Genomic DNA, 13,352 nt, shown 5'->3' on the forward strand with positions numbered 1-13,352 from the left:
CAGTCGTTGCGAAAATCCGGATGCTAGTCGGCATAGCGGTAAATCGGATTGATTTGCGTGTTATGGTCGAGCTTGATCAGTTCATTGATCAAGCCGTCGTTCAGGCCGTATACCCAGCCGTGTAAAGTGGGTTTGTGCCCATGTTTCCAGGCCGACTGAATAATCGAGGTATGCGCCAGGCGATAAACTTGCTCGATGATATTCAGCTCGATCAGGCGATCAGTTTTTTTCTCCGGCGCAATAGACTCAAGCTCTTCCTGATGCAAACGGTAGACATCTTTAATATGCAGCAACCATTTATTGGTGATAACCAGATCCGATTTTTGCGGCTGCAAGGCCGCTCTCACGCCGCCACAGCCGTAATGGCCGCAAACGATAACGTGCTTAACTTTTAAGACGGAAATGGCGTATTGCAAGACGCTCAGGCAATTGAAATCGGTGACGATGACCTGATTGGCAATATTGCGATGCACAAAAATCTCGCCGGGCTTGGCGTTGACGACGGTCTCCGCAGGCACCCGGCTATCCGAGCAGCCTATCCATAAAAAGTCGGGCCTTTGCTCTTTGGCCAACTGGACAAAAAAATCAGGATCTTTCCTACTGACTTCTTCCGACCAGGCTTTGTTTTCCAGCAGTAATTTCGTGGGTGTAATCATAATGGGTGTCCTTATTTTCTATCACTATGCGTTCTGGAGCGGATCCGGAACGGGTTGTTCAAAAGAATGTGTCTTTACTGGTAATACTATATCGAATCGAAACTACATGGCAATTGCTTTACGCTCTAAATCTGGGCTAAAGCAAAAGTTATATTGAACCATCGCTCAGCGCGCCTGAAATTGTGGTTCTCTGCGTGAGTATGGATGTTGGTGCCGCCTGCGGAGCCGCCACACTTAAGCGCTGCCACCAGGACTGCACACTGGTTTCTTGCCAAGACAACAGCCATTGCGGATACAGACCTATCACCAATACCAGCAGCGCCGGCACGACCAGCAATGCCAGCTCGCGTGGGCGCAGATCCTGTACTTTGGCTATGCTGTCGTGCACAACCGGGCCGAAGAATGCCCGTCTGACAAAACCCAACAGATACGCCGCGCCCAATACCGCACCGAACAAAGCCACCATCGCCAGTGCCGGATAAGCCTGCAATGCGCCGAGTATCATCAGCAATTCCGCGGGGAAGCCATTGGTGCCGGGCACGCCGATACTGGATAGCGCAAACACGAAAAATAGCGTCGTTAAGCGCGGCAGCGGTTTAGCCAAGCCGCCGAGATGAACCAGATCGTTACTACCCAAGCGTTGCTGAATCATGCCGGCGATCAACATCAGGCTGCCGGCGACTATACCGAAATTCAGCAACTGCATGACCGCACCTTGTAAACCTTGCAAATTAAAAGCGGCGATGCCGACGATGACCAGGCCGACGTGGCTAATACTGGAATAAGCCAGCAAACGGCGCAGATTGGTTTGCTGCAACGCGATCAAGGCGCCGTAAATCAGCGTCACCGCACCGAGTATCGCCAACAGCCAGCGATGTTCCAAGGCGACTTGCGGCGCCAGCGGTATCGCAAAACGAATGATGCCGTAAACGCCCAGTTTCAAACCGACCAGCAGGGCGCTGAGAAAAGTCGGCGCCTCAATGGCCGTAGTCGGCAGCCAGGTATGAAACGGCAGCAGCGGCGCTTTCACCGCAAACCCCAAAAATAGCAATAAAAAAATCAGACCCTGCGCCGACTCGGGTATCGGCGTGTTGAGTAAAACCGGCAAACTGAAAGCCAAATCCTGCGGAATGGTCCCGCCGTTAGCCTGCGCGTGATTAATCGCCAGCAAAATAATCCCGAACAACAAGGGCACGCCGCCGAATAACATATACAAGGTATATTTCATCGCCGCGTACCGTCGCTCTGCGCCTACGCCCCATAACCCGATCAAGAAAAAAATCGGCGGCAAGGTCAGCTCCCAAAACAGGAAGAACAAGGCCAGGTCCAATGCGGTAAACACACCGATAGTCACGCTTTCCAATGCCAACATCAACGCCAACTGAAAGCGGTTTAATTGCCGCACGCTGTTCCAGCCGGCCAACAAAGCCATCAGGGTCAGCAAGGCCGTCATCGGCAAAAACAGGATCGAGATGCCGTCCACACCGAGTTGATAGTGAATATTCAGGTCCGGTATCCAGGCATAGTCTTCCAGCAACTGAAAATCGCCGCGTGCGCTATCAAAAACCCCAGCCGCCGCGACGGTAAACAGTAATTCCACAACGGCTACTAACAAAGCGCCGCGCTTGGCTAACTGGGTATCCTGAATGAAAGCCAGCGATAAGGCCCCCAACAATGGCCAGACCAGACAGAGGGACAGCAAAGGAAAACTATCAGTCATGGTGCGGGCCGTTCATGTGATGACTATGATGTTCAGGATAATGTTCGCCAATCTCCTTGGCTTCCTGATCGATATATTTCAGCCAGGGCGTGGTGTAAAAACCGGTGCCGATCAGCAGGCCGCAGATGGTCACAGCGATAATCCGCTCCTTAACCACCGGATGGTGGACGCTGCCGTAAGGCTGAACAATGCGTTTGGCATGAGCAATAAACAGACGCTGAAACGCCCACAACAGAAAGGCTGCCCCCAGCACGTTACCCAGCAAAATTGCGATGGCGATGTACCAGCCGTGTTCCTCTATGGTGCCTTCGATTAATAAGTGCGCGGCATCGAAACCCGGTGTGCCGGGCATGACCATGGTGCTGAGCGCGGAAATCAAAAACAGCAAGGCTATCGTCGAATTAGTCTCGAACAACCCGCCCAGGCGCGGCAGGAACGAGGTACGGGTACGTTCGTAAATCAAGCCGATGCTGAACAGCATGCCGGCTGTCGCCAACCCATAAGCTATCGACAGCAGAATGCTGCCTTCCAAGGCAAAGTCGTTGAAGGAAAACACGCCTATCGCCAACATGCCGGTATGACTGATCACCGCAAACGCCAACAGCCGGCGCATATTGATTTGCATCAGTGCCAGCAGGGCGCCGTAAAAAATCCCGATCAAGCCTAAATCGACGACAAAATGCACCCATTGCTCGGCCGCACCCGGCACTAGCGGCAGGATGAAGCGGATCAAGGCGTAGATGCCTAACTTTAAACCGGTGAGAAAAATCGCCGCGCTGGCGGCGGTGCCATGTTCCGCCAGCAACGGTAACCAGGCATGGAACGGAAACAGCGGCATGCGGATGGCAAAGCCGAAAAACAACAGGATAAAGATCAGGGTTTCGTTAGGAATCGCCAGATTGTGATGTTTTAAGGTCAACCAATCAAAGCTCAAATCCAAACCATTTTGCGCCAAACCATAGCTAAGCAACACAAAGCCGGCTAGAGTCATGACCAAACCGGACAGCCAGTATTGCAAGACCGATTTCACCACCTGATTGCGCTGCTTGCCGGTGCCGGCAAATACCGTTAATAACACCACCGGCACTAGTTCCAGCAAGCACCAGAACCAGAATTGCAGCGTATTCAGCGCCGCGAATGCGCCGATTAATATACCTTGGTAGGCCAGCAGGCAGGCGATGAACAAGCGGTCGTTGCGATGCCGCGTGATCAAGGTATAGACCAGCGCCAGCAAGCCTAAAATTGCCGTTAGCGGAATAAACAGAATATTGGTGCCGTCCACGCCAACCCGATAGTTCATACCCAACAATTGAAAATGTTCGGCAAGATGGAGCCCAGGGGTTTCCGAGTCGAATATCAGCAACAGATAAATGCTCAGCAATACGTTCAGCAATGCCCCGGCAAAGGCCAGTCGCACGCTGTAAACCGGTTTGGCGAACACCACTGCTAACATGGCCAGCAAGGGCACCAGCGTCATCAAAGTCAATAGCGGTACCGCCGCCACTGCCTGCCAGAAAACAATAGGGGTATTCATCGGTATCCCAGCGCTACCATCAAGGTGATCAACACAAACAACGCCAGATAGCGCGGCTGTAACAATAATTGCTCAAAACGGTTGGCAGCCTGGCCCAGGCGCCGGCCAAATCGAATCGAATCGCGGCCGATGCCGCGCAGAATGAAGTGATATTCAAACCAGTTCAGCAAGGCTGCGGTCCATTGCGCCAATTTGCCGGCCAGACCGCTGCCTTGGGCGAAGCTGTCTTCCTGGCTATCCAGGTTGGCGCCCATTTTTTGCTCTTCCCACTGCGCCAAGGACGACACGGCTTTGATAGCCGGTGCCGGCGCGCCCAAGGCCTTATCCACAATGTGTTCGTCGATGTAACGCGCATCCTTGGCTAAGCGTAAAACCGGCTTGACCAGCAACCAATCCAGGGCTGGCTCCAACCAGCCGCGCTGCAAAGAGGCGATAAAGGCCCAGCGGCAATTTGCCAGCGCCGGCGCCACCGATTTGATGGGTTGTCCGTGGGTGTTGTGCAAGATGGACGGCGCGGTTAGCAGCAAATAACAACGCACTACGGCATGCGCGGCCAGATGCCAGGCCGCCAAAGTCCAAAATCCCAAGCCGCATTCAACAAACATCAAACCCAGTTGCGCGGAGGTGGCGAAGATTTGCGAGCTTTTGATGTCGGTCTGGCTCAAGCCTACCCAGTAACTGTAAATTGCCGTCAGTGCGCCAACCACCGTCAGCACCAGCATGGCCAGCGGTGCCTGCATGAACAGGGGCTGCAATTGAATCACTAAAAACACGCCGGCATGAATCATCGCCCCGCCGTAGAAAATAGCGCTGGACGGCGTCGGCCCTTCCATTGCCCGCGCCAACCAGGGCGTGAACGGAATCTGCGCGGATTTGGCGCATGCCGCCATGGCAAAACTCAGGGCCAGCAAGGTAGCGTCGCCCGCCTCCAGATCCGCCGCGCTGCTGTTGATGGTTTGCCAATCGGCGTTTTCCAACCAGGCCAGGGCCAAACCGATTGCCAAAATAAAACCGCCGTCGCCGATGCGGTTGGTCACAAATACGCGGGTGGCGTTATTCGCGGCGATGGGTCTGTCGTAGGCGTAAGCAATCAGCCAATACGAGCAAACCCCGGCCATCTCCCAGGCGATAAAGGTAAACACCGCGTTGCCGGACAAAACCAACAGCAGCATGGCCGCCGCGAATAAATTCAGGATGAAAAAAAAGCGGTGGAAGCCGGCCTCGCGGTGCAGGTAATTCACTGAAAAGCGCATCACGACCAGCAGTAACAGCGAGAACAAACCGGCCAAGGCCAGATTAAAACCGCCGGTGCTGAGTGTGTAGTCTATGCTCAGCGAGCCGCTACGCAGCCAGGTGCCGTACGACACCGAGTCGGGCAACTGACCGGACAAATTGCCGGCCAATAAAGCCAGGGCCGTCAGTACCGATAAGCCAATAGCCGTCACGCCCAGCCGGGCCGTGGTTTTCTCGCCGGCCTCGCCATCGATAATCCGGAAAAAGTGCAGGCCGCCAATCAACAGCGCCGCCAGCAACGGAAACAAAGGAATCAGGGTTGCGTAGGCGGCCATACTCATACAACCGCCATTAAATCGGGCTGTTTGATCAACATCGGCGCCACCGGCTGGGTTTCGTCGCGATAACAATCCGGCGAGTTGTCCCGTAGCGGCAGTTCGATGTTGTCGGGCTGCCAGCGCACGAAGCCGACACCGCGCTGAAACACAAATATCTCACCGCTATCCGGGTCTTTGGCGCAGAGATGCACCCAACCGCCGCCGATCAGTTCTCGCAGGCTTTCCTGCCGGCCGTAAATTTGCTCCAACACCACGGTTTTGGCTTCAACGACGATTCGTAAACGCATGGCCTCGTGAATCTCGATCATCTGCCTTGGTAAGCCGGTGCGCAAGTCGCTACCGGCACCTTCCATCACCGCACAGAAGCCAGTCAGATTGTGCGGCACTTTCGAGCCGCAACCCAGCCGTTCGTTATTCACGGTGGAAAAATAATATTCCAGGTTGATGCCGGCCCCGACCGGACCGACCGCCAGCAAAATGCCTTCCAACACTGTCCCCTCCGGGTCCTGGCTCGGATCGTAGGAAATCAAAAACAGGCGACGGTCAAAAAATGCACCTTGCGTTAAAGAGCGTCTACCGACCAGTGCCGCGGCATTGGTGGCATGGCCCAACTCCGGCCGAGCCTGGGAATAATCGGCAGCGCGATTTAGAAAATGCCGTAACGCTTGCTTGGGCTCCGGCCGGCGCGGCGCGGACGCCAAACGCCGGCAGCGCTCGTGAGCCGACATGCGCTGCGCGTGTTGCATCTGCTGCATAAATTTGTTGAAGCCCGGTTGGCGCTCCCGCGGCACGGCGCTGCTGTCATACCAGATGATGTCTTCGTCGCAGGTATTATGTTCGGCGCCGATGAACCAGGTGTCGGCTGGAATGACGATACCGCGCTCGGCCAGTAATTGCCTGACTTCTGGCCGATTCGCCATTGCCGCGAACAACCGGGCATTCGGCCCACCGTGCCGGCCGCTGCAGGCGCCGCAATCGTATGCGGACAAATGCGGATTGTTTTGGCTCATCGAACCATGGCCCATCAATACCACCAATTCGGCAAAGCCGTAAGTCAGACCGGTATTACGCAAAAACCCGGCGATCCGCTCGGCTTGCTCCTGGTCGGTAAAGCCTAATCTGGGCTGTTGGGGGGAGGCAGGCGTCTCGGGGTTGCCAGCGGTAAAATGCAATTGCGATGGCACGTCGGGCGCGATGCCTTTCGCCACCGCAGCCAGCAACTGCTGCTGCGTTTTGGGAATGAAACTTTTCGCCAGCAACCCGAGCAAAGTAAAAGGTGCCATGGCATTGATCACCGGATATGCCAGCAGCGTATCACGGCGCAAACCGTGCTGAAGCAAATCGGCAAGCCGTTGCTTTAGATTGCGGCCTTGCCGGCGCCGGGCCAAGGCTTTTTCCTGGCCGGGTTGACTGCATTCCTGAACGTTATGTGCCGGTACGACCACCACCGGACAAAGGGCCGTCAATTTGCTATCGTCCAAGCCTTGGTAATTCATCGGCACCCCGAAAAATCCGGCGGCTCCCAGCGTTTCGATAGCCGGATTGAGTTCTTCCAAGTGACGGCGGATGCCTTCCTCGCGATCATCCATGCAAAACACGATTTGTGCTGCGGGGCGGTTGTCTCGTTGCGCCCAGCGCCCGCGATTATGATTGGCGTGCAGGGCTTGCAGCAGCGCTTGTTGATAGTGGCGTTCGTAGGCGTTAAGCCAGACAGTATTGCGATCGGCTTCGCTGAAAGCGTCGATGCTGGCCAAGCAATCCAACAGCGGGGCCGGCTCTGAACGCTGCACGTCACTGGCGGTTAATCCAAGCAATTGGCAAAGGCGAAACAAGCGCCAACCCTGGTTATAAATACCTAGGGCTGAGGGAGCCAATGGACTAAGTTGCCAGGTCCAGATCCGTTCGGCCACGGTCTGCCAGACGTGTTTGTCCCGCGCCGAATCTTTCAGTAAAGCCTGTGACGCAAGCGCCAGATACTCCGGCAATTGGCCTTGAAACAAAGTGTGCCTGACCGAAAACTCAGCCAGGTTTTTCGAAAAATAACCGCGGAGTTTGTCCAGTTGCGCCTCGCAACCCCATTGCTGCCTGCATAGCTGTTCTGCGTACAGCCGATCCAGAATCAAGCGTATCGCCAGATAATCGGCCAATAGGGGTTGGGTGGCGTCATCCGCTTGATAATCGGGATGAGTTTGCCGCCAGTTGATCAAACCCGACCAACCCGGTAGTTCGAGGGCTAGCCTTTGCAGATAGCCAACCCAGCGGGATTCTGGGATTTTCAGTGCTACCAGCTCTTGCGCAATCGCATCTATGGGTTCGGCAGGTAATGCTCCCGTAACCGTTTGCCAATTATGTAGTTCCTGAAAAACCGGCTGGGCATCGTAGATCAAACTCTCGCGCCAGGCTTCGTACAAACCCAGTTCTTGGCGCTTGGGCAATCGCCAGGCCGCCAGGCCTTCATCCAATAACGATGCGCATAAACGAATCAATTGCGGACGCACCGTGTCCAGAATATCCTCGCCGGTCAACGCCAACAGCAAGCCGCGCAAGGTCAAACGGTCGCCGACCCGTGCAAAAAGGCTTTCCAGGCTCTCCATGCAAGATTGGCGCATCTGCTGTTCCGCACCGGCATTCGCCGCATCCGGCAGCCATTGCCGGATTTGCTCGGCGGACAAATCCAGCAAATCTTCCGGATGCAAATTCGGCATTTGCAAACCAAGCTTGGCGAGCAAACCATCCCATAAGTCGGCAGCCTTTTCGCCGTTGCTTAACATATTCTCCAACACCCGGAGTTCGCGCACTTGCCAATCGAATTGCGCAGGCTTCAGGGCCGCCAAATCGTGCAGCAAGGCCAGTCGGTAAAGCATGTGTTGCGTGATGGTTTTGCCATTGACCTTGCAAATCTCAGTGTCCAGCGCTTCTCCAAAATGCTGGGCCAACGCGGTATCAATGTCATCATCGGCTATCCGCCCCTGCGCATAAAACTCGCGAAACTGCTCATCCGACAGATAACAACGGATACCCGTTAATTCGGTAAATTCCGCCAGGGCTTGCTCGAACGGCAAATGCTGAAAGCCATGCAAGGTATTGTGATGCACGAAATCGTGGATCGGCGCCTGCCCCGGTAATACGTGATCCAGGTGCTGGATTGCGTCGAGGATAATTTGTTGGGCAGAGGCGTTGCCATTTGCGTAATCGTGCATGGTCAAATCGCCGCCATATTCATTGACGCGCAGAGCAAAAAGCTTACTGCTTTAGTGTCTGCAAAAATCTTGAAATTGGGCGGGGGGGTTACCCCGTATACCGCGCCGAGCACCGGAGCTTTTGGCGGGATTAGCCCGAAGGGGCGATGCAGGGATGCATCGCGTTGCCGAAGGGGCAGGAAGCCCCTTTCGGCAACCGCTGCCAAAAGCGAGGAGCGCAGGAAACGAGCGGTATCCGGGCCGCCTTTTCTTTGGCTACTTTCTTTTGGCGGAGCAAAAGAAAGTAGCTCGGCTGTCGGTCCGAGCACCGACATCAAATAAGCCGTCGCATTAGCGACACAAAGTTTCAGTAACCCAGACATAAGCATAAAACCCTAAGGCAACCTCTCCCCCATCACCAACAACATCTTCCCCACCGTCGCGGTAGACAAATCAATCAAAGGCGCTGGCAACAAGCCAAACAACACAATCCCTCCAACCAGCACCCCCGATGCCATCAGCTCCACCGACTTCAAATCCGCGATGTCCCGCATCTGCGATTTCACCGGACCGGTAAACAGCAAGCCGATGGTGCGCATCGCATAGGCGGCGCTGATCAGAATACTGAGGCTAAAAAACACCATCAAACCGCCCCATTCCTGAAAGCCGCCGATTAGGGTATGCAGTTCCGCGATAAAACCCACGGAGCCGGGCAAGCCCATGGCCGCCAGCAAGGTCAAGGTAGTTAAGGTAGCGAAGCGCGGCATGACCTGCACCAGCGAACTGTAATCTTGAATGTTACGGGTATGCGTGCGTTCGTAAAGCAGACCAACCAATAAAAACAACGCGCCGGCGATCAGGCCGTGCGCGGTCATTTGTAATATCGCACCGGTGAAGCCTGTTTGATTCAGCGCGGCAATGCCCAGCAGGACCACACCCATATGACTCAAAGAGGAGTAGGCCACCATGGCTTTCAGATCGCGTTGCCGCCAGGCCAGCAAACCGCCGTAAAGCATGCCGAACAGCGCCAGAAATACCAGCAGCGGCTGAATCAATTTGGCGGCAACCGGCAGCATCACCACGCAGCGCAGCAAGCCGTAGGCGCCCATTTTCAAAAGAATGCCCGAGAGTAAAATGCTGATTGGACTAGGCGCTTCGACGTGCGCCAACGGTAGCCAGCCATGCAAGGGAAAGATCGGCATTTTCACGCCAAAGCCGATTAGGAAACCCAAAAGAACCAAAACCTGTTCGATCTCTGGCATGTTTTGCGCGGCTTGGCCCATCGACGCCATCAAAGAACCTTGGTTTTCCAGATCGTATTGACTGATCGCCAATAAACTCAGCAACATGAACACCGAGCCGCCCATGGTGTACAGCACGAAATTTAAACTGGCGGCATGCCGGCGTTTGCCGCCCCAGCGGTCGATCAGGAAAAACAGTGGGATCAAGGTCACTTCCCAGAAGATGTAAAACAGCGCCCAGTCTTGCGCCATAAACACGCCGAGCATGCCGAATTCCAACAACAGCACGGAAATATGATAGCCCTTGATGCTGTCGGTTAAAGAAAAGGAAGCCAGCAGGGCAATGCAAGTCAACAGCGCAGCCAGCACCAGCATCGGCATGGACAGGCCGTCCACACCCAAAGCATAAGCACTGCCCAGTTTAGGGTTAAGCGGATAGAACTCGCTAAATTGCAGCGCGGTGTCGTCGGCGTCGAACTGGAGCAATAGCAAACCAGCCAGCAACAAAGCCGCCAAGCTGAATAGATTAGCTACAATTCTGATCAATCGGCTATTTCGGCCAGAGACCAGTACCAGCAATATTGCCCCCAGCGCCGGGGTCCATAACAGCGCGCTTAGCATCACCATTGTTATCGTCTAAGTCCAATACAGCAAACATTCTAACGACATTTGGTTGAAAAAAGCCAATCCGACCAAGAATTGGTTTAAATAAACCAGATGGCCGTTTAGGGCTTGCACTATCGGACGGTAGAGCCGATTTCGCAAAGCCCGGCGCTTCGTGTAACCTAAGCGCAGCAAAAAATATCGGGATTTGGGGATCCTGCGCATGCCAAACATGGTCACGCTAGCGATTAGCGCCAATAGCTCGGCGACGTTTGTAAACGCTGTGCGCATGAATGCCACCCGTTCTTCACCCCGTTTTCCCGCGAATTGATAGCCTGTAACAACTATGCAAATCCACATGATAGCCGTCGGCAACAAAATGCCGGACTGGGTACAGCAAGGTTATAATGAATATGCCAAGCGGCTGCCGCGCGAATGCGAGTTGCTGCTAAAAGAAATTGCCCCGGACAAACGCCGTAGCGGCGACATTGCCCGCATTACCAAGGACGAAGGAGAACGCATGATAGCGGCATTGCCAAGCCGGGCGCACGTGGTGACGCTGGACATACCCGGCAAACCCTGGACCACGCCGAATCTGGCGCAAGCCTTGCAACGCTGGCTGGGCAACGGCCAGCCGGTCGCATTAATGATAGGCGGACCGGAAGGTTTATCCCAGCAAGTGCGGGACCTGGCGCAGGAGTCCTGGAGCCTCTCACCGCTGACTTTCCCGCATCCCTTGGTTCGAGTGATTGTCGCTGAACAAATCTACCGGGCCTGGAGTCTGTTGAATAACCACCCTTACCATCGTTAAGCGCATGCACCCACAACTGATCCTGGCCTCCGCCTCGCCGCGCCGCAGCGAATTGCTCAAGCAAATCGGCATCCGTCACAGTATCATGGCGGTAGACATCGACGAAACGCCGCGGCCGGGCGAAACACCGACTGCTTACGTCGAACGGGTAGCCGCAGAAAAATCGGCGCTCTGTCTGGCAACGGTCGGCACTGATTTACCGGTACTGGCCGCGGATACCAGCGTGATTTGCGACGGCCGCATCCTGGGCAAACCGGACGATTTGCAGCACGCCATTGAAATGCTCAGTCATTTATCCGGCCGCAGCCATCAAGTCTATAGCGCGGTATCCTTACGCGGTGAGCAACACTGGCAAGCGCTTAGCGTTAGCGAAGTGCGCTTTAGGCCCTTGAGCCACCAGGAAATCGTCGCTTACTGGCAAACCGGGGAACCTCACGACAAGGCTGGAGCCTATGCCATTCAAGGCTTGGCCAGCGTATTTATTGAATCGATCACCGGCAGTTTTTCCGGCGTGATGGGCTTACCGCTCTTCGAAACCGCGCAATTATTAAGCCTAGCAGGCATAGACATTATTCAATGAGCGAAGAAATATTAATCAACGTCACGCCGCCGGAAACCCGAGTCGCGGTGATCGAAAACGGCGTCCTGCAAGAACTGATTATCGAACGGGTACGGCAAAAAGGTTTGGTCGGCAATATCTATAAAGGTGAGGTATGCCGGGTATTGCCGGGCATGCAGGCGGCTTTTGTCGACATTGGCCTGGAAAAAGCCGCGTTTCTACATCTTTCCGATTTCAGCAGCAAGGAACTAGCCGAAAGGGCCTCGGAAAATATCGAACACTATTTAAAGGAAGGCCAAAAATTGGTGGTGCAAGTCACCAAAGATCCGCTCGGCAACAAGGGCGCGCGGTTGACCACCGATATTTCCATCCCGTCCCGCTACCAAGTTTACATGCCCTATGCCGGTAACTCCGGCGTGTCGCAACGCATCGAATGCGAATCCGAGCGCACCCGCTTGCGGGCTTGCATCGAAGCCTATCAGCTAAAGCACCAGGTACCGGGCGGCTTTATTGCCCGTACCGCGGCCGAATGCGTGGAAGACGTGATTTTGTATTCCGACATGACTTTTTTGCACAAACTCTGGGAATCCATCCTGGAAAAAAGCAGCAAGGCCAAAGTCAAAACCCTGATCCATGAAGACCTGCCGCTCAGCATTCGCACCTTGCGCGATTTGTACAAAGACGGCATCGAAAAAATTCGGGTCGATTCCAAGGAAACCTTTCTACGCTTGGTCGAATTCGCCGAAACCTTCGTCCCGGAAATTGTGTCGGTCATCGAGCATTATTCCGGCGAGCGGCCGGTGTTCGATATTTACAACGTCGAGGACGAAATCAGCAAGGCCTTGGACCGCAAGGTCAAACTCAAATCGGGTGGTCACCTGGTGTTCGACCAGACCGAGTCGATGACTACTGTCGACGTCAATACCGGCGGCTATGTCGGCGGCCGCAATCTGGAAGAAACCATCTTCAAGACCAATCTGGAAGCGGCCCAGACCATTTCCCGACAGCTACGGCTGCGCAATTTGGGCGGTATCATCATCATCGATTTCATCGATATGCAGAGTGAGGACCACAAGAAGCAGGTGTTGCAGGCCTTGCAGCGCAACCTGGACAAGGATCACGCCAAAACCAAAATCACCGAAGTGTCCGCGTTGGGCCTGGTGGAAATGACCCGCAAACGCACACGGGAAAGTCTGGAACACATTCTCTGCGAACCCTGCTCGACCTGCGGCGGTCGCGGCGTCTTGAAAACCGCCGAATCGATCTGCCTGGAAATTTTTCGGGAAATCATTCGCGTGGTCAGGCAATACAATGTCCAGCAAATCCTGGTACTCGCTTCAGAACAGGTCGTGGAAATGCTGCTCGACGAAGAAGCCGATATGCTGGCAGAGCTGGAAATGTTCTTGAAAGTCGGTATTAAAATCCGCGCCGAAGCCGAATATAACCAGGAACACTACGACGTGGTGTTGTTATAGGCG

At 54.7% G+C, this 13,352-nt stretch carries 10 protein-coding genes; 3 read left to right on the top strand and 7 right to left on the bottom strand.

Features of this window, described 5'->3' with window-relative positions; all coding sequences use genetic code 11:
• Positions 1–23: 23 nt before the first annotated feature.
• From can to JWZ98_RS21970, 7 genes are all read right to left on the bottom strand, one after another.
• A complete protein-coding gene (can, locus tag JWZ98_RS21940) occupies positions 24–656 on the bottom strand; it encodes a carbonate dehydratase (protein WP_205452110.1) in 633 nt (210 codons plus the stop codon).
• Between the two features lie 148 nt (positions 657–804).
• Positions 805–2,376: an NADH-quinone oxidoreductase subunit M gene (locus tag JWZ98_RS21945; protein ID WP_205452113.1), complete on the bottom strand. Its 1,572-nt coding sequence runs from the start codon at positions 2,374–2,376 to the stop codon at positions 805–807.
• Positions 2,369–3,910 (bottom strand): NADH-quinone oxidoreductase subunit M, encoded by a 1,542-nt coding sequence (locus tag JWZ98_RS21950; protein ID WP_205452116.1) that lies wholly within the window; start codon positions 3,908–3,910, stop codon positions 2,369–2,371. Before JWZ98_RS21950 ends, JWZ98_RS21945 begins: the two co-directional genes overlap by 8 nt.
• Positions 3,907–5,484, bottom strand: coding sequence for a proton-conducting transporter membrane subunit (locus tag JWZ98_RS21955; RefSeq protein WP_346015184.1), 1,578 nt, complete (start codon positions 5,482–5,484; stop codon positions 3,907–3,909). The genes JWZ98_RS21950 and JWZ98_RS21955 overlap by 4 nt, the downstream gene beginning before the upstream one ends.
• Entirely contained in the window at positions 5,481–8,681 is a 3,201-nt protein-coding gene (locus JWZ98_RS21960) for a DUF2309 domain-containing protein (RefSeq protein ID WP_205452119.1), read from the bottom strand. The genes JWZ98_RS21955 and JWZ98_RS21960 overlap by 4 nt, the downstream gene beginning before the upstream one ends.
• A 2-nt stretch (positions 8,682–8,683) precedes the next feature.
• Positions 8,684–9,043: a hypothetical protein gene (locus JWZ98_RS21965; protein ID WP_205452122.1), complete on the bottom strand. Its 360-nt coding sequence runs from the start codon at positions 9,041–9,043 to the stop codon at positions 8,684–8,686.
• Between the two features lie 12 nt (positions 9,044–9,055).
• Positions 9,056–10,528, bottom strand: coding sequence for an NADH-quinone oxidoreductase subunit M (locus JWZ98_RS21970; RefSeq protein ID WP_205452132.1), 1,473 nt, complete (start codon positions 10,526–10,528; stop codon positions 9,056–9,058).
• 322 nt (positions 10,529–10,850) lie between these two features.
• Between JWZ98_RS21970 and rlmH the strand changes: the two genes are divergently transcribed.
• The 3 genes from rlmH to rng are packed head-to-tail and all read left to right on the top strand — an operon-like array spanning position 10,851 to position 13,349.
• On the top strand, positions 10,851–11,315 hold the full coding sequence (gene rlmH, locus JWZ98_RS21975; protein ID WP_033157571.1) for a 23S rRNA (pseudouridine(1915)-N(3))-methyltransferase RlmH: 465 nt from the start codon (positions 10,851–10,853) through the stop codon (positions 11,313–11,315).
• A gap of 4 nt (positions 11,316–11,319) precedes the next feature.
• Positions 11,320–11,895 carry a nucleoside triphosphate pyrophosphatase gene (locus tag JWZ98_RS21980; RefSeq protein ID WP_033157572.1) on the top strand — a complete coding sequence of 192 codons (576 nt, stop codon included), beginning with the start codon at positions 11,320–11,322 and terminating at the stop codon, positions 11,893–11,895.
• Positions 11,892–13,349, top strand: coding sequence for a ribonuclease G (gene rng / locus JWZ98_RS21985; protein WP_033157573.1), 1,458 nt, complete (start codon positions 11,892–11,894; stop codon positions 13,347–13,349). The genes JWZ98_RS21980 and rng overlap by 4 nt, the downstream gene beginning before the upstream one ends.
• The last annotated feature ends 3 nt before the right edge of the window (positions 13,350–13,352 follow it).

Source organism: Methylomonas sp. EFPC1, from assembly GCF_016925515.1.
Taxonomy (GTDB): domain Bacteria; phylum Pseudomonadota; class Gammaproteobacteria; order Methylococcales; family Methylomonadaceae; genus Methylomonas; species Methylomonas defluvii.

What these genes read in the sequence shown, in the direction of transcription:
- can (WP_205452110.1), bottom strand. Translation starts at nt 656, where the DNA reads ATGATTACACCCACGAAATTACTGCTGGAAAACAAAGCCTGGTCGGAA.
- JWZ98_RS21970 (WP_205452132.1), bottom strand. Translation starts at nt 10,528, where the DNA reads ATGGTGATGCTAAGCGCGCTGTTATGGACCCCGGCGCTGGGGGCAATA.
- JWZ98_RS21955 (WP_346015184.1), bottom strand. Translation starts at nt 5,484, where the DNA reads ATGAGTATGGCCGCCTACGCAACCCTGATTCCTTTGTTTCCGTTGCTG.
- rng (WP_033157573.1), top strand. Translation starts at nt 11,892, where the DNA reads ATGAGCGAAGAAATATTAATCAACGTCACGCCGCCGGAAACCCGAGTC.
- JWZ98_RS21960 (WP_205452119.1), bottom strand. Translation starts at nt 8,681, where the DNA reads ATGCACGATTACGCAAATGGCAACGCCTCTGCCCAACAAATTATCCTC.
- JWZ98_RS21945 (WP_205452113.1), bottom strand. Translation starts at nt 2,376, where the DNA reads ATGACTGATAGTTTTCCTTTGCTGTCCCTCTGTCTGGTCTGGCCATTG.
- JWZ98_RS21965 (WP_205452122.1), bottom strand. Translation starts at nt 9,043, where the DNA reads ATGTCTGGGTTACTGAAACTTTGTGTCGCTAATGCGACGGCTTATTTG.
- JWZ98_RS21950 (WP_205452116.1), bottom strand. Translation starts at nt 3,910, where the DNA reads ATGAATACCCCTATTGTTTTCTGGCAGGCAGTGGCGGCGGTACCGCTA.
- JWZ98_RS21980 (WP_033157572.1), top strand. Translation starts at nt 11,320, where the DNA reads ATGCACCCACAACTGATCCTGGCCTCCGCCTCGCCGCGCCGCAGCGAA.
- rlmH (WP_033157571.1), top strand. Translation starts at nt 10,851, where the DNA reads ATGCAAATCCACATGATAGCCGTCGGCAACAAAATGCCGGACTGGGTA.